General features: G+C 62.5%; 20 protein-coding genes. 15 read left to right on the top strand and 5 right to left on the bottom strand.

Going from position 1 to position 20,999, the window contains the following annotated elements; genetic code table 11:
• Positions 1-190 precede the first annotated feature (190 nt).
• The 11 genes from trbB (at position 191) to FYJ91_RS11680 (ending at position 9,806) form a co-directional block, all read left to right on the top strand.
• Positions 191-1,120, top strand: coding sequence for a P-type conjugative transfer ATPase TrbB (gene trbB, locus FYJ91_RS11730; RefSeq protein ID WP_149523327.1), 930 nt, complete (start codon positions 191-193; stop codon positions 1,118-1,120).
• Positions 1,117-1,431 carry a TrbC/VirB2 family type IV secretion system protein gene (locus tag FYJ91_RS11725; RefSeq protein ID WP_149522490.1) on the top strand — a complete coding sequence of 105 codons (315 nt, stop codon included), beginning with the start codon at positions 1,117-1,119 and terminating at the stop codon, positions 1,429-1,431. The genes trbB and FYJ91_RS11725 overlap by 4 nt, the downstream gene beginning before the upstream one ends.
• Complete coding sequence (locus FYJ91_RS11720) at positions 1,431-1,709, top strand: VirB3 family type IV secretion system protein (protein ID WP_246152591.1); 279 nt, start codon at positions 1,431-1,433, stop codon at positions 1,707-1,709. Before FYJ91_RS11725 ends, FYJ91_RS11720 begins: the two co-directional genes overlap by 1 nt.
• Positions 1,710-1,714: 5 nt before the next feature.
• Entirely contained in the window at positions 1,715-4,168 is a 2,454-nt protein-coding gene (gene trbE / locus FYJ91_RS11715; protein ID WP_149522489.1) for a conjugal transfer protein TrbE, read from the top strand.
• Positions 4,165-4,911: a P-type conjugative transfer protein TrbJ gene (gene trbJ, locus FYJ91_RS11710; RefSeq protein WP_149522488.1), complete on the top strand. Its 747-nt coding sequence runs from the start codon at positions 4,165-4,167 to the stop codon at positions 4,909-4,911. Before trbE ends, trbJ begins: the two co-directional genes overlap by 4 nt.
• On the top strand, positions 4,904-5,272 hold the full coding sequence (trbK-alt, locus tag FYJ91_RS11705; protein WP_181008476.1) for a putative entry exclusion protein TrbK-alt: 369 nt from the start codon (positions 4,904-4,906) through the stop codon (positions 5,270-5,272). Before trbJ ends, trbK-alt begins: the two co-directional genes overlap by 8 nt.
• Before the next feature lie 3 nt (positions 5,273-5,275).
• Positions 5,276-6,589 carry a P-type conjugative transfer protein TrbL gene (trbL, locus tag FYJ91_RS11700; protein WP_149522486.1) on the top strand — a complete coding sequence of 438 codons (1,314 nt, stop codon included), beginning with the start codon at positions 5,276-5,278 and terminating at the stop codon, positions 6,587-6,589.
• The gene (trbF, locus tag FYJ91_RS11695) at positions 6,586-7,275 is read left to right on the top strand and encodes a conjugal transfer protein TrbF (protein WP_149522485.1); all 690 of its coding nucleotides are present in this window, start codon (positions 6,586-6,588) and stop codon (positions 7,273-7,275) included. Before trbL ends, trbF begins: the two co-directional genes overlap by 4 nt.
• A gap of 2 nt (positions 7,276-7,277) precedes the next feature.
• Entirely contained in the window at positions 7,278-8,120 is an 843-nt protein-coding gene (gene trbG, locus FYJ91_RS11690) for a P-type conjugative transfer protein TrbG (protein WP_149522484.1), read from the top strand.
• Complete coding sequence (locus FYJ91_RS11685) at positions 8,117-9,310, top strand: TrbI/VirB10 family protein (RefSeq protein WP_149522483.1); 1,194 nt, start codon at positions 8,117-8,119, stop codon at positions 9,308-9,310. The genes trbG and FYJ91_RS11685 overlap by 4 nt, the downstream gene beginning before the upstream one ends.
• 274 nt (positions 9,311-9,584) lie before the next feature.
• Positions 9,585-9,806 carry a helix-turn-helix domain-containing protein gene (locus tag FYJ91_RS11680; RefSeq protein WP_149522482.1) on the top strand — a complete coding sequence of 74 codons (222 nt, stop codon included), beginning with the start codon at positions 9,585-9,587 and terminating at the stop codon, positions 9,804-9,806.
• A gap of 11 nt (positions 9,807-9,817) precedes the next feature.
• On the opposite strand, the gene FYJ91_RS11675 is transcribed toward FYJ91_RS11680, so the two are convergent.
• The 5 genes from FYJ91_RS11675 to FYJ91_RS11655 all read right to left on the bottom strand — a co-directional run bounded on the left by FYJ91_RS11675 (position 9,818) and on the right by FYJ91_RS11655 (position 13,801).
• Positions 9,818-10,801 carry a LysR family transcriptional regulator gene (locus FYJ91_RS11675; protein WP_149522481.1) on the bottom strand — a complete coding sequence of 328 codons (984 nt, stop codon included), beginning with the start codon at positions 10,799-10,801 and terminating at the stop codon, positions 9,818-9,820.
• Positions 10,802-10,818: 17 nt separating this feature from the next.
• A complete protein-coding gene (locus FYJ91_RS11670; protein WP_149522480.1) occupies positions 10,819-11,181 on the bottom strand; it encodes an STAS/SEC14 domain-containing protein in 363 nt (120 codons plus the stop codon).
• A gap of 16 nt (positions 11,182-11,197) precedes the next feature.
• Positions 11,198-11,761 carry a peptidylprolyl isomerase gene (locus FYJ91_RS11665; protein WP_149522479.1) on the bottom strand — a complete coding sequence of 188 codons (564 nt, stop codon included), beginning with the start codon at positions 11,759-11,761 and terminating at the stop codon, positions 11,198-11,200.
• Positions 11,761-13,050 carry a spinster family MFS transporter gene (locus FYJ91_RS11660; RefSeq protein WP_149522478.1) on the bottom strand — a complete coding sequence of 430 codons (1,290 nt, stop codon included), beginning with the start codon at positions 13,048-13,050 and terminating at the stop codon, positions 11,761-11,763. The genes FYJ91_RS11665 and FYJ91_RS11660 overlap by 1 nt, the downstream gene beginning before the upstream one ends.
• Before the next feature lie 127 nt (positions 13,051-13,177).
• Entirely contained in the window at positions 13,178-13,801 is a 624-nt protein-coding gene (locus FYJ91_RS11655; protein ID WP_246152590.1) for a helix-turn-helix domain-containing protein, read from the bottom strand.
• Positions 13,802-13,996: 195 nt separating this feature from the next.
• Between FYJ91_RS11655 and FYJ91_RS11650 the strand changes: the two genes are divergently transcribed.
• The 4 genes from FYJ91_RS11650 to FYJ91_RS11635 all read left to right on the top strand — a co-directional run bounded on the left by FYJ91_RS11650 (position 13,997) and on the right by FYJ91_RS11635 (position 20,987).
• A complete protein-coding gene (locus tag FYJ91_RS11650; protein ID WP_246152589.1) occupies positions 13,997-14,743 on the top strand; it encodes an aspartate/glutamate racemase family protein in 747 nt (248 codons plus the stop codon).
• A gap of 40 nt (positions 14,744-14,783) precedes the next feature.
• The gene (locus tag FYJ91_RS11645) at positions 14,784-17,048 is read left to right on the top strand and encodes a TonB-dependent receptor (RefSeq protein WP_246152588.1); all 2,265 of its coding nucleotides are present in this window, start codon (positions 14,784-14,786) and stop codon (positions 17,046-17,048) included.
• A gap of 180 nt (positions 17,049-17,228) precedes the next feature.
• On the top strand, positions 17,229-19,310 hold the full coding sequence (locus FYJ91_RS11640) for a hydantoinase/oxoprolinase family protein (RefSeq protein WP_149522477.1): 2,082 nt from the start codon (positions 17,229-17,231) through the stop codon (positions 19,308-19,310).
• A gap of 3 nt (positions 19,311-19,313) precedes the next feature.
• A complete protein-coding gene (locus tag FYJ91_RS11635; RefSeq protein WP_149522476.1) occupies positions 19,314-20,987 on the top strand; it encodes a hydantoinase B/oxoprolinase family protein in 1,674 nt (557 codons plus the stop codon).
• The last annotated feature ends 12 nt before the right edge of the window (positions 20,988-20,999 follow it).

Genomic DNA, 20,999 nt, shown 5'->3' with positions numbered 1-20,999 from the left:
CGCGCGCTTGTCCGCTCCGCGCTAATATATCCGGCTGTCGCCGGTCCTACGACGCCCCTCGAATGCTGTTGTAAGCCGCCGAATTTGGCATTCTTTACCTGTCTCCGACGCCGCTCGTGCGGCTCTCGACCCACGGAGACAGGCTCAAGTGACCCAGCCATCGGCCATCGTTCACGCACGCGGAACCGCGATGCTGCGGAGCGCGCTCGGCCCGGCGATCGCGGCTTGGCTGGATGACGCAAATGTCGCCGAGATCATGCTCAATGCCGATGGGCGGCTGTGGGTCGATCACCTCGACAGCGGCATAGCGGCGACCGATGAGAGACTGAGCCCGCTCCAGGCCGAGCGCATCATCCGTCTTGTCGCCCACCATGTCGGTGCCGAGGTCCATAGGGGCGCTCCGCGCGTCTCGGCCGAATTGCCGGAAGGCGGGGAGCGGTTCGAGGGGCTGCTGCCACCGGTCGTCACCGAGCCGGTGTTCTCGATCCGTCGGCCGGCAAGCCTGCCGCTGGCGCTGGCCGACTATGTCGCGGCCGGCACGATGACTGCCACGGCAGCGGCGTATCTCGCGCAGGCGGTCCAAACGCGCGCTAACATCCTCGTGGCCGGCGGCACCTCGACTGGCAAGACGACGCTCACCAACGCGCTGCTCGGCGTCGCGTCGGGCGGCAGCGATCGGATCATCCTGATCGAAGATACGCGCGAATTGCGCTGCGACGCGGCCAATGTCGTGGCTCTCCGCACCGCACCCGGCGTCACGATGACCGACCTGGTGCGCTCGAGCCTGCGCCTCCGCCCCGATCGCATTCCGATCGGCGAGGTGCGCGGGCCCGAGGCGCTCGATCTTCTGAAAGCCTGGGGCACCGGCCATCCCGGCGGGATCGGCACGATCCACGCGGGCACCGCGATCGCCGCGCTCCACCGGCTTGAGCAGCTCATCCTCGAAGCCATTGCCCATGTCCCGCGAGCGCTGATCGCCGAGACGATCGACGTGATCGCAGTGCTGACCGGCCGCGGGGCCGAACGTCGGCTGTCCGAGCTCGTCCGCGTCGAAGGACTCGAGCCCGACGGTACCTACCGCCTTCTCCACATCCACCTTGCCACAGGAGCAGCCTCATGACCCCTTTGCAGAAACTTCAGCGTGCCAGCCTCCTCGCTGCCGCGATCCTCACCTCGTCGCCAGCCTGGGCCGGCGGCTCGGGTATGCCCTGGGAGACCCCGCTGCAGTCTATCGTCGACTCGGTGCAGGGCCCGGTCGCCAAGGTCATCGGCGTGATCATCATCGTGATCACCGGCCTGACGCTTGCCTTCGGCGACACGTCGGGCGGCTTCCGCAAGCTGATCCAGATCGTGTTCGGCCTGTCGGTCGCCTTCGCCGCCTCATCCTTCTTCCTGAGCTTCTTCAGCTTTGGCGGCGGGGCGCTCGTCTGATGCAGGACCCCATGATGGGGGGCGATCTGCCCGGCTACGCGGCGCCCGTCCATCGGGCGCTGGCCGAGCCGATCTTGCTCGCGGGCGCCCCTCGTGCGCTTGCGATCGTCAACGGGACGCTGGCGGCGGCGATCGGCATTGGCCTGAGGCTCTGGATCGCCGGCATCGTAATGGCGGTGGTCGGTCACGGCCTGGCCGTCTTCGCCGCCCGCCGCGACCCGCAGATCCTCCCCGTCGCCCGCCGCCACATCGCGCTTCCCACTCTTTTCGAAAGCTAAGCTCCATGCTGTTCCTGCGTGAACATGCCCGCCGCGCGTCGCGGCTCTCGGACTTCCTGCCCTGGGCGGCGCTGATCGCGCCCGGCATCATCCTCAACAAGGATGGCAGCTTCCTGCGGATCGCCCGCTTTCGCGGTCCCGATCTCGACAGCGCAACCCAGGCCGAGCTGATCGCCACGTCGGCCCGGCTCAACAGCGCGCTCAAGCGGCTCGGCACCGGCTGGGCGATCTATGTCGAGGCGCAGCGCAAGGAGTCACCGGGCTACCCCGCTTCGGACGGCTTCGCCGACTCTGTCTCGGCGCTGATCGACGAGGAACGACGCGACCAGTTCGAAGGCGCGGACGTCACCCAGCCGAACTTCACCAGCGCCTATTATCTGACGCTGCAGTGGCTGCCCCCGGCCGACGACACATCGAAGGCGTCGGCGCTGTTCTACGAAGGCGGCGCGGCAGGTGTCGCCACGGCCGCCGATCATCTCGACGATTTCGAGCGCGATACAGGGCGCCTGCTCGACATGATCGAAGGCGTGATGCCCGAAGCCGCCTGGCTCTCGGACGCCGAAACCCTCACCTATCTTCACTCGACAATCTCGACGCACGATCAGCGGATCGCCGTGCCCGAGACGCCGATGCACCTCGATGCGCTGCTCTCGGACGAAGTGCTGGTCGGCGGTCTGGCGCCTCAGCTTGGGCCCAAGCATCTAAGGACCCTGTCGGTCACCAGCTTTCCGGCTGTGACGGTGCCGGGCATGCTCGACGAGCTCAACCGGCTCGGCTTCGCCTATCGCTGGACGACGCGGGCGATCTGCCTCGACAAGGTGTCGGCGCAGCGGATGCTCGCGCGCATTCGCCGGCTGTGGTTCTCCAAACGCAAGAGCCTGGCCGCGATCATCAAGGAGGTGCTGACCAACGAGGCGAGCGTGCTGGTCGATACTGACGCCGCCAACAAGTCGGCCGAAGCCGACGCGGCGCTGCAGGATCTTGGCGCTGACATAGCCGGCTATGCTTACGTCACGACCACCATCACCGTTCTCGGCGACACACCACGCGATGCCGACCTGCGGCTCCAGGCGATCGAGAAGATCGTACGCGGCCGCGATTTCGCCTGCATCGCCGAGGGGCTGAACGCGCTCGAAGCGTGGCTGGGCTCGCTGCCGGGTAACCCTTATGCGAATGTCCGCCAGCCGCCTGTTTCGACGCTGAACCTTGCCCACATCATGCCGGTATCCGCCGTCTGGGCCGGCCCCGATCGCGATGCCCACTTCAACGCGCCGCCGCTGCTCCATGCGCGAACGCAGGGATCGACGCCATTCCGCCTGTCGCTCCACGTCGGCGACGTCGGCCACACGCTGGTCGTCGGCCCGACCGGCTCGGGCAAGAGCGTGCTGCTCGCCTTCATGGCGCTACAGTTCCGCCGCTACCGGGAAGCGCAGGCCTTCGCCTTCGATCATGGCGGCTCGATCCGCGCGGCGACGCTCGGCGTCGGCGGCGAGTGGCACGATCTCGGCGGCGCACTGGGCGGCACGGCCGCGCCGGTGTCGCTGCAGCCGCTAGCGCGGATCGACGAACTCGACGAACGTGCCTGGGCGGCAGACTGGCTGGCGGCGATCCTCGCACGCGAGGAGTTTGCGATCACGCCGGAGGTGAAGGATCATCTCTGGACGGCGCTCGGCAGCCTTGCCGACGCGCCCGTCCAGCAGCGCACACTCACCGGCCTTACCGTGCTGATCCAGGCATCGGGCCTGAAGCGAGCACTCGCGCCCTATACGCTGGCCGGACCCTATGGCCGGCTCCTCGATGGCGATGTCGAGCATTTCGGCGAGAGCGACGCGCAGGCGTTCGAAACCGAAGGTCTGGTCGGCACGACCGCGGCTCCGGCGGTGCTCGCCTACCTCTTCCACCGGATCGGCCGCCGCCTCGATGGCCGGCCGACGCTGATCCTGATCGACGAGGGCTGGTTGGCGCTCGATGATCCGCTGTTCGGCCGCCAGCTCAAGGAATGGCTGAAGACGCTCCGCAAGAAGAATGTGAGCGTCGTGTTCGCGACGCAGAGCCTCGCCGACATCGAGGGCTCGGCGATCGCGCCCGCCATCATCGAGAGCTGCCCGACGCGGCTGTTCCTCGCCAATGAGCGTGCGCTCGAGCCGCAGATCGCCGGCGTCTATCGCCGGTTCGGGCTCAACGATCGTCAAATCGAAATCATCGCCTCGGCAACGCCGAAGCGCGATTATTACTGCCAATCTTCGCTCGGAAACCGGCTGTTCGACCTGGGGCTAGGCCCCGTCGCGCTCGCCTTCGCCGCCGCCTCGTCCCGGTCCGACCTCAACGCGATCAGCGCGCTGATCGAGCGGAACGGCGCGGACGGCTTCGCCGCCGCCTGGCTGCGCCACCGCGGCCTGTCCTGGGCCGCCGACCTTCTCACCGCTCCCACCCTCGAATCGCAGGAGGCTTTCGCATGATCCGCTCTCGCATCACCCATCTGGCGCTGAGCGCCGCCGCGCTTGCGCTGGCTGCCGCCACGCCGGCCGACGCCGAGTTCGGCGGGATCGTCTATGATCCCACCAACTATGCCCAGAACGTGCTGACGGCGGCGCGCAGCCTCCAGCAGATCAACAACCAGATCACGCAGATCCAGAATCAAGCGCAGAGCCTGATCAACCAGGCGCGCAACCTCACCAACCTGCCGACGTCGGTGTTGTCGACGATCCAGCAGGATATCGGCCGGACGCGGGCACTGATCACCCAAGCTCAGCAGATCGCCTACCGCGTCGAAAATATCGACCAGGTGTTCAGCCAGCGCTATCCGTCGGGATCGCTCGCCGGGACGCCGTCGGGCACGCTGGTAGCGAACGCGCAGGCGCGCTGGACCGATACGCTGGCGGCGTATCAGGACTCGCTGCGCACCGGCGCCACCGTCACCGGCAATCTCGATGGAACGGCCGCGCAGACCAACACCCTGGTAACGGCGAGCCAGGGTGCGACGGGCGCGCTTCAGGCGGCGCAAGCCGGCAATCAGCTGATCGCGCTGCAAACGCGCCAGCTGGCCGACCTGACCGCCATGCTGGCAGCCCAGGCCCGCGCGAACGCGATCCAATCCGCGCGGGCCGCCGCTGACGAGGCGCAGGGCCGTGAGGAGGCGCGGCGCTTCTCGCAGCCCGGGACCGGCTATGTCGCCCAGAGCGTGGCGCTGTTCCATGACTGAGGAGCAGGCACCACGCCGCCGGCCGGCCTCGCCGAAATGGCCGACGTTGGCGATCGGAGCGATCGGCGTCGGCACGATCGCCGGCATGATCGGTCTGATCGCGTTGCGCGATCCCGTGCCGTCGGCACCGCGCTTCGCCGTGGCCGCGGACGATGCGTCACCCGCGCCGTCTGCGGGGGGCGGTCCGCTGATGGAGGAACTGCTGCGCTGCCGGGCGCTGCCTGCTGGCAGCACCGACGCAGCCTGCGAGCAGGCGTGGGAGGTCAATCGCCGCCGCTTTCTCGGGGAGAGCCGCAGCTATGTGGCTCCGCGGCCGGCGGCCGCGTCGTCGCCTGCCGTCAGTCAGATCCCGGAGCGCTGAGCGATGGAAAGCACGGGCGTCATCGATCGGTTTCTCGATACCTTTGCGCACTATATCGATAGCGGGTTCGGTCTGATCCACGGCGACGTCGCCTTTCTGGCAAGTTCGCTGATCGTAATCGACGTAACGCTGGCCTTCCTGTTCTGGACGTGGGGCGAAGGCGACGACATCGTCGCCCGGCTGGTCCGTAAGACGCTGCAGGTCGGCTTCTTCGCCTTCCTCATCTCCAACTGGAACGGTCTCGCCAAGATTATCTTTCTGAGCTTCTCCGGCATCGGCCTGAAAGCGGCCGGCTCCGGTAGCGCCGACGATCTTCTACATCCTGGTAAGATCGCCGCGACCGGCATCGATGCGGCGCGGCCGCTCTACGATCAGGCGACGGCGCTGGCCGGCCCGGTCGGCATCTTCACCAATTTCGCGCAGATAGCGGTGTTGCTGCTCGCCTTCGCGATCGTGCTGCTCGCGTTCTTCATCATCGCGATCCAGCTCTTCGTGACGCTGATCGAGTTCAAGCTGACGACGCTCGCCGGCTTCGTCCTGGTGCCGTTCGGTCTCTTCGGGCGCACCGCCTTCCTCGCGGAACGCGTGCTCGGCAATGTCATGGCAACGGGCGTCAAGGTGCTGGTGCTGGCGGTTATCATCGGCATCGGCTCGACCATCTTCCACGAGTTCGTGCTCGATTTCGGCGGAACGCCGACACTCGAACAGGTCGCCAGCCTCGCGCTCGCCGCGCTCACTCTTCTCGGCCTCGCCATCTTCGGTCCCGGCATCGCCTCTGGCCTGATCTCGGGCGGCCCGCAGCTCGGTGCCGGCGCTGCGGTGGCCACGGGAGCGACCGTCGCCGGGATGGGGGCTGCCGCCACGATGGGCGTGGCAGGCGCCGCCGGCCTCGCTGGCAGGGCGGGCTCTGCCGCCGCTTCAACCCTCTCCCGGTCCGCTGGCTCGCCCTCCGCCGGCGGATCCTCGTCGGCGCCGCCCGCTCCCCCGGTGCCGACGGGCGGCGCTCCGACGGTTCCCCCGCCGTCCGGAGCGCCGGGAGGTGGCGGCAGCGGTGGTGGCACCAGCAGCGGCCCGGACATCGCCGGCTCTGATGCTGAACCGGCACCTGGCGGCGGCGAGAGCAGTCATACGTCGGAGCTCCCATCCGGTGAGGCTGCCGTCGCGCCGGCCGCAGCGCCGGCAGCCGCTCCGGCTTGGGCCAAGCAGCTGCGCCGCCGACAGGCGATGGTCCAGGGCGCCACCCTCGCTGCCCACACCCTACGGTCCGCCGACCATCACGGCGGATCGGCTCACATCTCGCTGGAGGATCGCTCATGAATCCGTTTCGTCGCCCCTCATCGCGCTTCGGGCGCGAGCCCCTGCCCGAGACTCCTTATCAGCGTGCCGGTCAGGCCTGGGACGATCGTATCGGCTCGGCGCGGGTCCAGGCGAACAGCTGGCGGTTGATGGCCTTCGGCGCGACCGCATTGCTGTCGCTGTCTGTGGTGGACAATCTGCGGCTGCGGTTCGGGTCACATATCGTGCCCTATGTGGTCGAGGTCGATCGCCTAGGTGCGGCCCGTTCGGTCGCGCCGGCCACGACGGACTATCGCCCCACCGATCCGCAGATCGCATGGCACCTCGCGCGCTTCATCGAGAATGTGCGGTCGCGACCCGCCGATCCGATCGTGCTGCGCCAGAACCTCGCCGCCGCCTACGACTTCACGACCGAGCAGGGCGCGGCAGCGCTCAACGATTATGCTCGGGCCAACGACCCGTTCGCCGAACTGGCGGATCGGCAGATCTCCGTCGACGTGAAGAATGTCGTGCGCGCCTCTGGCGACAGCTTCCGGGTCGCCTGGGACGAGCGCCGCTACGAGCATGGCCAGCTCGCCGCGACCACCCATTGGTCGGCGATCCTGACCATTGTGATCCGCACCCCGAGCGACGCGGCGACGCTCAGCCGCAATCCGCTCGGCCTCTACGTCCACGCGATCAGCTGGTCGCAAGATCTCGGAGAATGACCATGCGCACCGTTCCCATCGTGATGCCGCTTCTTCTGCTCGCGACGGCGCCAGCATTCGCTCAGGCTGCACCGTCATCGGCTCGGCCGGTCGCCGCTGCGACCGAAGCGGCGCGGGTCAGCCCGCGTGCCGCAGGATGGCAAGGCGCAACGCAGCTGTTCGTCTATGCACCGGGCGGTCTCTACCAAGTCTATGCCGCGGTGGGCCAAGTCACAGACATCGTGCTGCAGGAAGGCGAGACGCTGTCCGATACCGGCACGGTCGCGGCTGGCGACACCGTGCGCTGGGTGATTGGAGAGGCGGCGAGCGGCAGCGGGTCGGGACGGCGCACGCATATACTCGTGAAGCCGACCGACCCTGGCCTCAGGACCAACCTCGTCATCAACACCAACAAGCGGACGTACCATGTCGAGCTCCGCTCCACGTCGGCGACTTATATGGCCAGTGTCGGCTGGTCCTATCCTCAGGACGAGCTGATTGCGGTCCGGGCCAGGATCGAAGCAGCGGCGGCGGTTGCCAACACGCAGGTCCAGACGGGGATCGATCCGGCCAAGCTCGATTTCGCGTACCGGATGTCGGGCGCAAACCCTCCGTGGAAACCGGTCGAGGTGTTCGATGACGGGGCTAAGACCTATCTGCTGTTCCCGGATACGATCGCGCAGAGCGAGCTGCCGCCGCTGTTCCTGATTGGCGAGAAGAACCAGGCCGAACTGGTGAATTACCGCGTTTCCGGCCGCTATATCGTCGTCGACCGTCTGTTCTCGATGGCCGAACTCCGGCTCGGCACGAAGCGCCAGCAGATCGTCCGGATCGAGCGGACGCGCGCCCGGGAGCAGCGGTCATGAGCCTGGCTGACGATCCGAGCACGGAACCGGTTGCCCGGCAGCCGATCGCGACGCGGGCGCCGGCTCCGACGCCGCGACGACTGTCGCGCAAGGCGCTGGTGACGCTAACCGGGGTCAGCGCGCTCGGAGTGGCCGCCGCCCTCGGCTATAGTCTGACCCACAGCCACCGGACCCAGGGACCGCAGGAAACCGTCTCGATCGAACGGCGCAATACCGATGCGTTGGCGGACGCTCCGAAGAGTTATAGCGATCTGCCGCAGGCCGCGTCGGCAAGCATCGGTCCGCCGCCCGCGACAGCGCAGCCGGTGACGACACCGCCACCGGACGGAAACGGGGCCGGTCCATCGACCACGAGCAATGACCTTGCGGCCGAACGACAGCGGCGTCGGCAAAGCCAGGAGAGCGCGCGCGGAAGTAAGTTGTTCGCATCGACGGCCGAAGGCACGAGGGGTGCGCCCGCCACTTCGATGGCGGACGCGTCACCTCCACTTTCCGAACAACCGCCAGGCGCGTCGCCGGCGGCGGCGCCAAGCGCGGATGCACAGGACCGGAAGGCAGCTTTCATCGCGAATAGCAGTCGGGAACCGACGATCAACAGCGGGCGGATCATGCCTGCCGCCGGGAGCTATATTGTATCAGCCGGCTCGACGATCGCCGCGGCCCTTATCACGGGTCTTTCCTCCGACCTTCCGGGTCAGGTCGTGGCGCAGGTGACGGAGGATGTGTTCGACAGTGTGAGCGGTCGGACTCGGCTTATCCCGCAGGGTACAAGGCTGATTGGCACGTATGATGCGCGTGTCACTTACGGACAGTCGCGAGCGCTCGTCGTATGGACGAGGATGATCTTTCCCGATGGCCGCTCGATCGATCTCGACCGAATGATTGGGACGGACGCTGGCGGCCAGTCGGGTTTTACCGATCGCGTGGACAACCACACCGGCAAGCTTCTCATGGCGGGCTTACTGTCGACGGTGTTTGGGGTGGGCGCCAATGCAGCGACCGGTGGCGGGGACAATGCCGATATCGCGTTCGCAATCCGCGAGAGCGCGGGTCGCTCCGTCGAGAGCGCGGGAGACAAGATCGTCAGTCGCCAGCTCGATGTGCAACCGACAATCACGATCCGACCGGGCGCGCGGGTGCGTGTACTTCTCAACCGAGACCTATTGCTCGTCCCGTGGGATCCCGATTGAGGTCTCGCTTTTCTCCCTTGGGGCGTTCCCTTGAATCCCAGCGCAATTCAGGGCTTCAAGTGCTTGGTCTAGGAAAAGGCCAGCGATCTCCGTGTTGGAGCCAGTGAGAAGCGCACGCGCCAGTTCGATAAGCCGGAACGCCTCGGTCCGGTTCTGGGCTGGTGTGCGCGTCGTCTCAGGCATGGTCCTACCCCGTCCAGCATATAGAGCCAGCATAACGAATAGGCACGATCGTTCCTAGAACGATCGTGCCTATGCGGTGATCAGATGGTGGATGGACCTGAAGCATATTTTATCCACCAATCTCCGCCGAATTCGTAACGAACGCGGGCATACGCAAGAAGAGATGGCGGATCGGCTTGGTGTCAGCCTGCGCTATCTGGGGTCGATCGAGCGTGCGAAAGTGTCGCCCAGTGTCACAAAGCTCGGACAATTCGCCGCAGCGCTGAATATCAGCCCCTGCGACCTGATCAGCGAGGTTGGGCGTAAGAGGTAGCGAGGATGCGCTTAAGTGGCGTGGCTGCGGACGGTGGCAAGCAGGCGATGACGTAGCGGATTACGATCATCCTTAGGCCACAGGGCCTGTATCGAGCATAGCGCATTCTCATCGACGATCGGCCGAAAAGCGAGGTCGTCCCGCGCGCCCGCGGCTGATCCGCATACAATGGTTGCGCCCAGCCCAAGTTTGACCATGTCGAGCAACGTTGCTGACGATACACAGTTTATAGTGCTCTCGAAAGGACGGTCAGCCATTCTCGCCCCGAGCAGGCGATAAGGCGACATGTCGCCTTCGGAGGACTGCAGCAGGATCGTCAGCGCAGAAATATCCGCCCATCGCACATCATCGTTGACCGCTAAAGGATGGTCGAGGGGGAGTGCGACGAACAGGCGTTCGTCCCACAGCCGCTCCTGTTCGTTCGGACTGGAGGTAAGGTCGGGGAGAAGTGGCACGAACATTACGTCGATGACGCGCTCGTTGAGTTGGCGATAAAGATCGCTCGCGAGCCCTTCAACAAAGCGAAGCTCGACATCGGGACGGGTTTGTCGGAACTCAAGTAAGGCCGCATTGAAAGGGCCGTGCCCGAGGCAGCATGAGAAGCCTATGGTAAGCGTCCCGGCTAGGCTCTGCGCGATGGTCGCTGCGCGCTGCATCTGCGTATCGACCATGAAGAGGAGGAGCTTGGCCTTGGGAAGAATTGACCGTCCCAGCAGCGTCAACATGACGGGCATACCTCGGCGGCGCTCGAACAAATCGCCACCATAGAGTTCTTCCAGACGCGCAATAGTCTGACTGACAGCCGGTTGCGAAATACCCAAATGGCGGGCCGCTGCGGCAAAGCTGCGCGCTTCGGCCACCCGCAGGAAGGTCTCAAGCTGATAGAAGTCGGGGCGAGCCAAAAGGCGGCGAGTACCTCTCACCGGCGCCTGCAGTTCAGCGTTGTGCGTGAACTGCGCATCATCCGACGTGGCCAGCTTCGCTCTTCGTTGCATAATCTACAATATCTAGGTCAGTTAGCATCGGGTCCGGTGAGCCAAGCGAGCGCTTCGTTCGGGCATTCGAAGATTTTCGCATATGACCAAAGCATTGTTCGCTTGATTTGCAGGCGCGCTAGTGGGCTCGTTGTCACCCAAGCTTGCCGGCTCGGCTTGGGGAAGTCAGTGAACGCGCCAGCAAGCGCTGCTAAAGATTCCTGTGGCAGTGGGTGCCCGTCCCTCAGCCAGATGCGCAGACGAAACCCGGCCTTGAAACCCTCGCGCGCTTGGATATCGCTGCAATCCAGCGCATATCTTGCCATGTCAGCAGATGTGAACAGGCCGGACCAAGTGATATCCAAAAGATCCTCCGTGGATCTGTATTGCACCGTGTACATAGCAGCTCCCGTTCTGTTACCCGCCTTTGGGCGGTGGCTGGAGACCGTCCGTTATTACCGCGGCGGATAGAATGGGAACTGGCTGCCTTATGAACGCATCCTCTTCTGCCCGTGCCCAAATCGATCGTACGATATTCATGCCGCTGACGACGTGACCGAAGGCGGCGAACCCCTCGCCGTCTGGATTTCGCGATCCGCCGTGATCAAGCACTGGCTGATCGCCAACGCAGATAAAGAAGGCACCAGCGGCGGTCCCGGGAGCAAATCTAGCCATCGAGATAGCCCCGTCGCGATGGTGAAGTCCCGTCTCGGTCGTCGGCTCGTGCTTGATGCAGGGGCGGGGGGCCTTGATGTCCTCGCGAAATCCCCCTTGAATGACGTTGATCGGTACCTCTTGCCCAATCTGATTGCATGGCGCGACGATCCGATAGAATTCCGTCCGATTGAATAGGCCCAAGTCGACGTAGGTCAGAAAGTTCATCGCGGTGATGGGAGCGGCGGCCACATCAATCCGGACACGGATCGACCCTAGAGCCGTTACGATCTCTACGTGGCGGATGTCGCCGATTATGTTCGTCATTAGTCGCCGTCTCGCTTCCAGCTGTCAGCTAGACGTAGGCTCGTCACATAAGGTCGGATCCCAAGGAGAAGAATGATTGAGGCGATAAGGGCGGATACGCCGCCGACGATCGCCATCGAATATCCAAGGGCCATCTCATCTTTGAAGGCATAGTCCGTCACGAGCGCAACAGCGAGCGGACCGCAGCCAATGCCGAGAAGATTGTTGAAAAACTGGTACATGGCAGAGACCTGCCCTCTCATCTGATTTGGAGTGATTTGCTGGAGCGCGGAGACTGCGAGTCCGAAGGGGACTCCCCCGAAGAATAGTGCCGGTGCCATGAGAAGGAGCATCAGTCGGCTGTCACCCACGATCGGCATGGCTATCGTGGGAGCAATTGCAAGCGCCGAGCCAACGGCCGCGGCGATAAAGCAGGCCCCACGATGTCCGCCCTTCTGGAGATAGTCGGAAATCCAGCCCCCGGCGACGACTCCCGATCCGCCAAAAATGCCGATCATCAAGCCATAGGCAGCCCCGGCCTGGCCCACTCCCCAGCCATGAACCCGGATCAAGAAGGTGGGCGTCCAGAGCGCCATGCCGTTGATCAGCAGGCACAGCAGGCCAAAGCCGAGGAAATGAGCGGAATAGGTTTTCCAGTGAATACGCATATAGCCAAGCAGTTCGACGATGGGGACGGACTTCATCGCCGCGCCAGCTTGCTGAAGAGTCCCGCGTCGGCGCGGCTCGCGAACGATCCAGATCAACGGCGCGAGCAAAAGCCCTGGGAGACCGACGAGCAGAAACGCGATGCGCCAACCTTCTAGGGCTCCGGCGAGGGGAACGTCCCACGTGGGAGCACTCTCCAGCAGCGCCACAAGGCCACCGCCGATAAGGTAGGCCAGCGACATCCCGAGGTAACTCCCGAGCACGTAAATGCTCAGCGCGCGCGAACGCTTATCCGGAGGGAAATAGTCTGTGATGATCGAATAGGCTGCCGGCGAAAGGGCGGCTTCGCCGACGCCGACGCCAATCCTCGCCAGAAACAACTGCCCGAAGGTACGTGCGAAACCGCAAACCGCGGTCATCACACTCCAGACGAAAATTCCGATCGAGACGATGCCGATACGATGATAGCGATCGGTAAGTCGTCCGAACGGTAGGCCCAGAAACGTATAGAAAATGGCGAAGGCAAAACCGTGCAGAAGGCTGACCTCCGTGTCGCTGATCTGCAAATCTCGCCGGATGGGGCCAACGAGAAGAGTCAGCACTGTGCGGTCGACATACGAAAAGATGTAGACACCGGTCAGCATGGCCACTGCGAACCAAGCGCGCCCCGCAGAAGGATAGCCCAAGTACGCCTCATCGAGAGACTGGAGGCGCTCGGGCTTGGAGGCGGCCGACGGTATAATGACGGGAGCCCCGCTCCGACCTGCCGCATCAGTCATGGGCGGGAAACAGCACGACGGAGCCGACCCACAGCAGTTTCGCTTCCTGCTGACCTGGGTTGTTGAGCATTAGCGAGCTCGTCAGCTGATAGTGCATGCTGTCGCCTTCAGAGAGGCTGAACGATGCGCCCCGATACTCGCCTGAAATCCGCCCCTCGAGGAGATAGAGGAAGCCTTCGCCAAGATGTCCTTCTCCAATATTGGCGGAGGTCGACACATGACCTGGTGCAAGGATGAAGATGAAGGGTTCGAGCTTCTGCTCGGGAAAAGAGTTGCTTAGGCGGATATAGGTCGTTGGCGACGCGACCTCGATATACTCCGGATCCCGAGCGCGACGGATCAGCTTCTCTTCTTGGGTGGCTTCCACAAAGTAATTGACGTTGACGCCAAGCGCTTCGGAGATCTGCAACAATGAGATTATCGATGGAGCGGTTTTTCCGCGCTCCACCTGAGAAATAAACGCTACTGAAAGCCCCGAGCGATCAGCAAGGTCCTTGAGCGTGAGCTTCAGTTCCTTACGCCTGACGCGGACGGCTGGTCCGATGTTGATTCGATCTTTCCGGCGTCGACCCCGCCCCATCTCTACGGCCCGCCCGCTTCTGTCCGCACTGCCCATGCTGGCCCTCTTCATAGTATATAGCATAATTTGTAGTATGTGCTCTGCGGTCGCTCATAGTGCACTTTTTTTCGCAAATCCACTATAAGCGACGGTCGTATGTTGCGCTATCGCAGAAAGTCCGCCATAGCATAATTTCTGCCATTATGTCGTTGGTCGGCATCCGCGGGGGTGCGGGCGTCTGGGAGAAAAGCTTTGGTCACCGTCCATCTGATTGTTCCAACCACGACTAAGTTCGAGTTCGCTGGCGTTCTCAGGCATCTGGAAGGGCCGGATCTCAAGCTTACGCAGTCCCATCTTTCTCGCGGGCCAGCATCGATCGAGTCTGAGTTTGATGAGATGTTCGCTGGTCCCGAAGTTGTCGCGGAAGCGATTCGAGCAGAAAACGCGGGTGCCGATGCCATCGTGATTGTGTGCATGGGCGATCCGGCGCTGCATCCCGCGCGCGAAGCAGTCACCATTCCTGTCCTCGGAATCGGCGAGACGGCGATGCACTATGCGGCGATGCTGGGTCATAAATTCAGCATCCTGTGCACGCTCGATCGCCGCGTCGCCAACTACGAGACTAAGGCGCGTATTTTCGGCCTTGAGAGCAAGCTGGCATCCGTTCGTCCGGTCAATATTCCCGTTCTGGACATTGGCGGAGATCATAGCACTGCGCTTGACCGCCTCGTCGATGCAGCGGCCGCCGCCATCGTGGAGGACGGCGCAGATGTGATCGTGCTGGGATGCGGCTGTTTCCAAGACATGGACCGGATTATGGAGGGGCAGCTGCGCGAGAGGGGGTTGGCGGTCCCTGTTATCGACTCGCCGCCGCTGACTATCCTCAGTGCGGCTGCACTTGCCCGCACGCGCCTCACGCACAGCAAGCACGGCTATCCGACACCGCCCGCCAAAGAGCGGTCAGGCTACGAAATTCCGACGCTCAAAGAGCGCGGTTAACCGGGCGCGGCACCGCCGCGTCCAGCAGGAAGAGCGAACCTTGAAGGGGGTCTTGAACATGAAAAACATGAGAAAGTTTCTGGCGATCGGTACAGCGCTTGGGTCGACTATTATCGCGATCCATGGCGCCCATGCTCAGGATGCGGGTGGCGCAGCCCAGACTGCTGCCCCTGAGGAGACGAGCGAGATCGTCGTGACCGCGCGCGGCCGTAGCGAGGCGCTTCAGAACGTTCCGATCTCGGTGTCGAGCTTCGGGGCGAAGGACATTCAAGATGCAGGCATTGAACGTCCAGCTGATTTTATCGGTCTCACGCCGAACGTTTCCATCGCGGAAACTCAACAACCGGGTGTGGCCTTTATCACGGTCCGAGGTATCTCTCAGGTTCGTAATGGAGAGTCCCCTGTCGCTGTCGTGGTTGATGGCGTCCTTCAAACGGTCAGCAATCAGTTCAACTCCGAACTGTTCGATCTCCAGCAGATCGAAGTCCTCAAGGGCCCTCAAGGCGCGCTTTATGGGCGCAATGCAATCGCTGGAGCCATCGTTATCACGACCCGCGAACCGTCCAACGATTTCTTCGGCAGTGGCACGATCGGGTTCGGCAATGGTGGTCAGCATAAGGCCCAGGGCGGTGTCAGCGGCCCAATCGTCCAGGACAAGCTCTTCGGCAGCCTCTCGGGCTCCTTCAAGAGCCGTGACGGCTATCTGAAGAACATTTTTCTCAACAACAAAGTCGATTCGCTGCGCGACTCGGCCATTCGCGGCCGGGTGATTTACGCGGCGTCAGATGACCTCAAGGTGGATTATCGCGCATCGTACAACCGGACGTCTTCGGGTGCGATCTACTTCAAGCGAAACAATGTTGTCGCCGCGACGGGAGCTTACCAGTTTTATCCGTCCCTCCGCTCGACGGCTTCACGGCCAGGATCGCCCGATGACTACGGGCCCCCGCTTAACTCGAACGTCGACGGCACGGCGTTGCGAAAGCTGTTCTCGACGTCTCTCAAGGTCGATCTCGAGACGTCCATTGGCACCCTAACCTCGACGTCATCGTACGATTGGGTCAGTGAACTCACCCTTGGTGACGCGAGCCCGTACACGAGCGCTGTTCAAACCACGCAAACGAGCGGCTTCAAGTGGCATGCGAAAAGCACCGAACTTCGCTTGACATCGTCCAATGACCAGGCGTTTCGATACATTGTCGGTGGCTACTATCTCGATCTGGATCGGAAGTCGGACCGAGCCAATGGTATTGATACCGGAGCCGGTGTTGTCCTGCCCGGTTACAACCCTGCGGTGAGCGTCAATCCATCGACGAACAATACGAAGGACACGAATCACCAAAAGTCGTATGCCGTTTTCGGCCAGCTGAATTACGACCTCACTGATCAGCTCGAGCTTTCGGGCGCCCTGCGTTATGACCATGACAAGCGCAATTCGCTCAACACGGGCAAGATCCGGGATGCCGGCTCGCTTCCGACCTACAACCCCGTCGGCACCCCGGGGACCTTCCGCAAGGCGACATTCGACGCCTGGCAGCCCAAGGCGACGATCCGCTACAAGATCGACACGGGCACGTCCATCTATGCGAGCTATTCCAAGGGCTTCCGAAGCGGCGGCTTCAACCAGGACGGCGTGCGGGCGGTTGCCCTTCGTCTGAACCCAGCGTCGTTGGTCACGGACGACTATAAGAAGGAAATCTCAACATCATATGAAGCGGGCTGGAAAGCGCAGTTCCTGAACCGGGCAGTCACGATCAACGGCGCTGCATTCTACACGCGGTTCAGCAACTCGCAGTACTTCGTTTTCATTCCTGAGGCGAGCGCCCAGATCATTACCAACATCGACAAAGCGACGATGAAGGGGTTTGAAGTCGACTTTAACGTTCGACCGGTCAAAAGCTGGGAGATTTATGGCAACGCGGGCTACACCGACGCGACGATAAAAAAATATAGCGCGTCGCCGGCTTCTATTGGGAAGACCATGCCGTACGTTCCGAAGTTCGGCTATAATCTGGGCACGCAGTATACCATCCCTGTTACCGACGATCGCACGCTGACGGCGCGCGTCGACATGCATCACAAGGGGCGGCAGTTCTGGGAAACCCTAAACACCGCCGGTGCTCGCTCTGCCTTCGATCTGTATGACGCCCGGCTCTCGTTCGGCGCAGCGGATGGCAAATGGCGGGTTACCGCATGGACCAAGAACGCGTTCGACAAGAAGTACAACGCTGAGTTCGTGGCGGGTGGCTTCACATATCCAGCTGAGCCGAGAACGTTCGGGTTGGATGTGGACTTCCGCTTCTAGTTTGCCCGCAGGGTGGTCGGTCGATCGGGTATAATGACCGACCACTTCCTTCGACGTCGAACAGTTTGATTGAACGGACGGACAGAAGCTACCGTCCAGGCTAGAATTCAAGTTGACGGCGTCCAGAAGGTACCTTCGGATGCATTAATATTCGTCGTAAGACTAATCGGAGTAAGTGAATTGCGTGCGGCAACCGATGTTGGTGGGACATTTACTGACCTCGTCTATTACGAGGTCGATCGCGCGACGGGTCAGTCCGGCCAAGTTCGTATCGCCAAAGTCGATACGACGCCGCCCAATTTCGAGGAAGGTGTGGTTGGATCCCTCGCGAAGGCGAAAATCTCCCCTGCCGACCTAGACTTTTTTGCACATGGCGCAACCGTCGTCATAAATGCGCTGACCGAACGTAAAGGCGTAAAAACGGCGCTGATCACCACAGCCGGGTTTCGTGACGTACTGGAGATCGCGCGCGGCAACCGCCCGGACCTCTTCAACTTTGCTTTCCACAAGCCCAAGCCATTCGTCGAGCGCCATTTGCGCGCGGAACTTACGGAACGAACGAATTATAAGGGCATGATCGAGCGTCCAGTGGACCTCTCTCCTCTCCCCGACATGATCGCGGCGTTCAAGCATGAGGGCGTCGAGGCGATCGCGATCGTTTTCCTTCACTCATACATCAATCCCCAGAATGAGCAGCTGGCGGTCGACCGCATCCGCAAATTGTGGCCTGAAGTATCGATCCTCGCCTCGCACGCCGTTAGTCGGGAATGGCGCGAATATGAGCGGACGAGCACTACAGTGCTTTCGGCCTATGTCCATCCCATCGCTGAGCGCTATATCGGTACGCTTGAGAAGAAGCTCTCCGATCAAGGCTTCGCCGGAAAGCCGTTCATGATGCAGTCGAACGGAGGGATCACAACGGCCCGCGCCGCCAAAGCCAACCCGATCACGATGGTAGAGTCGGGTCCCGCCAGCGGTATCTTCGCTGCAGCCTATGTCGGCGAGGCGATCGGTTATCACAATCTGATAGTCCTCGACATCGGCGGCACGACCGCGAAATGCACGCTCATCGAGGAAGGGCAAGTCAAGGTCACGACCGAATATTATATCGAGAGAGATGGCAAGAACCCGGGCTATCCCATCCAGACGCCCGTGTCCGACATAGTCGAGATCGGCAATGGCGGTGGTTCGATCGCGTGGGTCGACGTCGGCGGCAAACTTCATGTCGGTCCTCACTCTGCGGCGGCGCGGCCGGGGCCCGCTGCTTACGGCCATGGCGGCACCAAGGCGACCACGACTGACGCGAACCTGGTTCTGGGTCGTATCGATCCTGCCAGCTTTGTCGGTGGCGAGCGTGAACCGGACTGGAAGGCCGTGGATGCTGCCTTTGCGCCTTTGCAGCTAGCACTCGACATGAGCCGCGAAGAAGTCGCACGTGGCATTATACGGATCGCGAACGCCAATATGACCCGGGCGCTGCGTCTGGTCTCGACCAACAAGGGTCATGACCCGCGCGACTTCTCGCTGATGGCGTTCGGAGGTGGCGGCGCAATGCATGCGGTCGCGTTGGCCGAAGAACTCAAGGTTCCTCACGTGATCATCCCCGTCAATTCGTCGGTCTTTTCGGCCTGGGGCATGTTGCTGACCGATCTGCGTCGCGACTATCTGCGCACCCGCATGGTGCCGCTGGCTTCTGGATCTTCCTCGCTCATTCGGGACATTTTCGGCGAACTCGAGTCGGAGGCGCTCAACGATTACTCGGATGAGGATCAACCGCTCACGCGACAGGATATCGCTTTCGAATATCTAGTCGATATGCGCTACGCTGGGCAGCAGCATACAGTAAAGGTACCCTGCACCGGGGCCAATGTCGGCCGCATCGATATCGACGCAACGGCCGCCAGCTTCCATGCTGCGCATGAGAAGCGGTTCACCTATCGGCTGGATAGCGCTATCGAATTGGTCAACTTCCACCTCGTTGCCAAACTCGTTGTTCCCAAGCCGCCACTGTCACCCAAGCCGAAGACTGGCCGCGCGCTTGCCGATGCCATCAAAGGTCAGCGCCAGGTCGATTACGATGTCCATGGCGTTCACACGGCGACTATCTACGATGGCTTGCTTCTTGAGCCGGACATGGAGTTCCACGGCCCTGCTGTGATCCAGGAGCCTTCGGTCACCTGCGTTATCCCGCCTCGTCACCGGGTCACGATCGACCGGTTAGGCAACTATCACATCCACCTGTCCTTCGTTGAGGAGGCCTGATCCATGACCACGAACATCTTCACGCTCGATATCATCAAGGACTCGCTCGTCGCCGTCGGCGAGGAAATGTTTCAGGCAATGCTGCGGACGAGCATGAGCCCGATTATCTATGAGGGCACTGACTTCGCGGTTGGCGCCACGGACGCCACGGGTAACCTTCTAGCACAGGGCAATGGCGTCGCAGCCTTTCTGGCCGCGCTCGATACTGCGGTGGTATCGACGCTCGATCATCACGATCTCGACGAGATCAAGCCCGGCGACGTGTTCATCACCAATACTCCCTATGAGGGTGGTGGCACACACCTTTCCGATGTCGCGATCCTGATCCCGGTATTCCATGAGACGACGCTGATCGCCTGGACGGTCAACAAGGCGCACTGGACTGAGGTGGGTGGCGCGCAGCCGGGTAGCGTCTCCAGTAGCTCGACCGAAATCTATCAGGAAGGTCTCCGCTTCACATTCATCAAGCTCTACGAAGAAGGCCGGATCAACCAGGCCCTTGTGCAGGTGATCCGAGACAACGTCCGACTGCCCGACTCTACGATCGGTGATATGCATGCAGGCGTTGCCGCGGCGCGAGTCGGTGAGAAGCGCATTCTGGAGCTGGTCGCTAAATATGGCGCGCCAATGGTGCTTCAGGCGATGGATGAACTTCTCGACTATGGTGAGAAGATGACCCGCGCCGCGCTGGCGACCATTCCAAGCGGCGTCTATGAGGCCGAGGATATCATCGAGGATGACGGCCTCGGTAATGGCCCCTTCGCTGTCAAGATCAAGGTGACGATTACCGGGGATCGGCTGATTGCCGATTTTACGGGCTCCGCTCCGCAGGCGCCCGGACCGGTGAATACGACATATGCTGGGTTGCTAACCGGCGCGCGTTGTCTGTTCAAGGCAATCACTGATCCAGGCATCCCGGCGAATGGCGGATGCTTCCGGATGCTCGAGGTGGTCTGTCCCCCAGGCACGGTGCTCACCGCGCAGCCGCCGGCCCCAGTTTCAATGAATTTCCAAGCGCGGAACGCCGCAGTCGATGTGTTCTGGAAGGCGTTGGCACCGGTTCTGCCCCAACGTCTCCCCGCTGGGCACCAGCAATCCGTCTGCGCGACCTTCATCTCCGGACTGCACCCCGACACCGGCGAACTGTTCGTGATCGGCGAACCGTTGGTCGGCGGCTGGGGGGCGTGCCACGACAGCGATGGCGACGCTGGCCAGTTCTGCAGCTCGAACGGCGAAACCTACAACATTCCCTGCGAACTCTTCGAAGCGCGCTACGGCCTACAAGTCGCTCAGTATGCATTCCACGATCAGGATGGTGGAGCCGGCGAATATCGGGGCGGAAAGGGCGTCGTGCTCGATTATCGCGTCACCGCCGAGCGTGCATTCTTGACCTATGCCGCCGCCCGCACCTCGTCGCGTCCTTGGGCGCTGTCAGGCGGGCAAGAAGGGTCGAACAACTATGCCGAAGTGCGCCGCCACGGCGGCGATGTTGAGCGCTTCGGCATGTGCACGACCGTGCCGGTCGAGCGCGATGAGGTGATCCGCATCTACACTGCGACAGGGGGCGGCTATGGCGACCCCAGGCGACGTCCACGCGAATTGCTCGAAAAAGACATCAAGAACGGTTTTGTCACTACCGCGCAAGCGACTCGCGATTACGGTTACGAGCCGGCCTAACTGGAGCACTTG

The organism is Sphingomonas montanisoli (assembly GCF_008274695.1).
Taxonomy (GTDB): Bacteria; Pseudomonadota; Alphaproteobacteria; order Sphingomonadales; family Sphingomonadaceae; genus Rhizorhabdus; species Rhizorhabdus montanisoli.
Note: the sequence above shows the minus strand (reverse complement) of the source record. Positions and strands in the feature narration are given on the sequence as shown.

Excerpts from the sequence above, each read along its gene's own strand:
- trbB (WP_149523327.1), top strand. The coding sequence starts at position 191 with ATGCTGCGGAGCGCGCTCGGCCCGGCGATCGCGGCTTGGCTGGATGAC.
- FYJ91_RS11725 (WP_149522490.1), top strand. The coding sequence starts at position 1,117 with ATGACCCCTTTGCAGAAACTTCAGCGTGCCAGCCTCCTCGCTGCCGCG.
- FYJ91_RS11720 (WP_246152591.1), top strand. The coding sequence starts at position 1,431 with ATGCAGGACCCCATGATGGGGGGCGATCTGCCCGGCTACGCGGCGCCC.
- trbE (WP_149522489.1), top strand. The coding sequence starts at position 1,715 with ATGCTGTTCCTGCGTGAACATGCCCGCCGCGCGTCGCGGCTCTCGGAC.
- trbJ (WP_149522488.1), top strand. The coding sequence starts at position 4,165 with ATGATCCGCTCTCGCATCACCCATCTGGCGCTGAGCGCCGCCGCGCTT.
- trbK-alt (WP_181008476.1), top strand. The coding sequence starts at position 4,904 with ATGACTGAGGAGCAGGCACCACGCCGCCGGCCGGCCTCGCCGAAATGG.
- trbL (WP_149522486.1), top strand. The coding sequence starts at position 5,276 with ATGGAAAGCACGGGCGTCATCGATCGGTTTCTCGATACCTTTGCGCAC.
- trbF (WP_149522485.1), top strand. The coding sequence starts at position 6,586 with ATGAATCCGTTTCGTCGCCCCTCATCGCGCTTCGGGCGCGAGCCCCTG.
- trbG (WP_149522484.1), top strand. The coding sequence starts at position 7,278 with ATGCGCACCGTTCCCATCGTGATGCCGCTTCTTCTGCTCGCGACGGCG.
- FYJ91_RS11685 (WP_149522483.1), top strand. The coding sequence starts at position 8,117 with ATGAGCCTGGCTGACGATCCGAGCACGGAACCGGTTGCCCGGCAGCCG.
- FYJ91_RS11680 (WP_149522482.1), top strand. The coding sequence starts at position 9,585 with ATGGACCTGAAGCATATTTTATCCACCAATCTCCGCCGAATTCGTAAC.
- FYJ91_RS11675 (WP_149522481.1), bottom strand. The coding sequence starts at position 10,801 with ATGCAACGAAGAGCGAAGCTGGCCACGTCGGATGATGCGCAGTTCACG.
- FYJ91_RS11670 (WP_149522480.1), bottom strand. The coding sequence starts at position 11,181 with ATGTACACGGTGCAATACAGATCCACGGAGGATCTTTTGGATATCACT.
- FYJ91_RS11665 (WP_149522479.1), bottom strand. The coding sequence starts at position 11,761 with ATGACGAACATAATCGGCGACATCCGCCACGTAGAGATCGTAACGGCT.
- FYJ91_RS11660 (WP_149522478.1), bottom strand. The coding sequence starts at position 13,050 with ATGCTGACCGGTGTCTACATCTTTTCGTATGTCGACCGCACAGTGCTG.
- FYJ91_RS11655 (WP_246152590.1), bottom strand. The coding sequence starts at position 13,801 with ATGGGCAGTGCGGACAGAAGCGGGCGGGCCGTAGAGATGGGGCGGGGT.
- FYJ91_RS11635 (WP_149522476.1), top strand. The coding sequence starts at position 19,314 with ATGACCACGAACATCTTCACGCTCGATATCATCAAGGACTCGCTCGTC.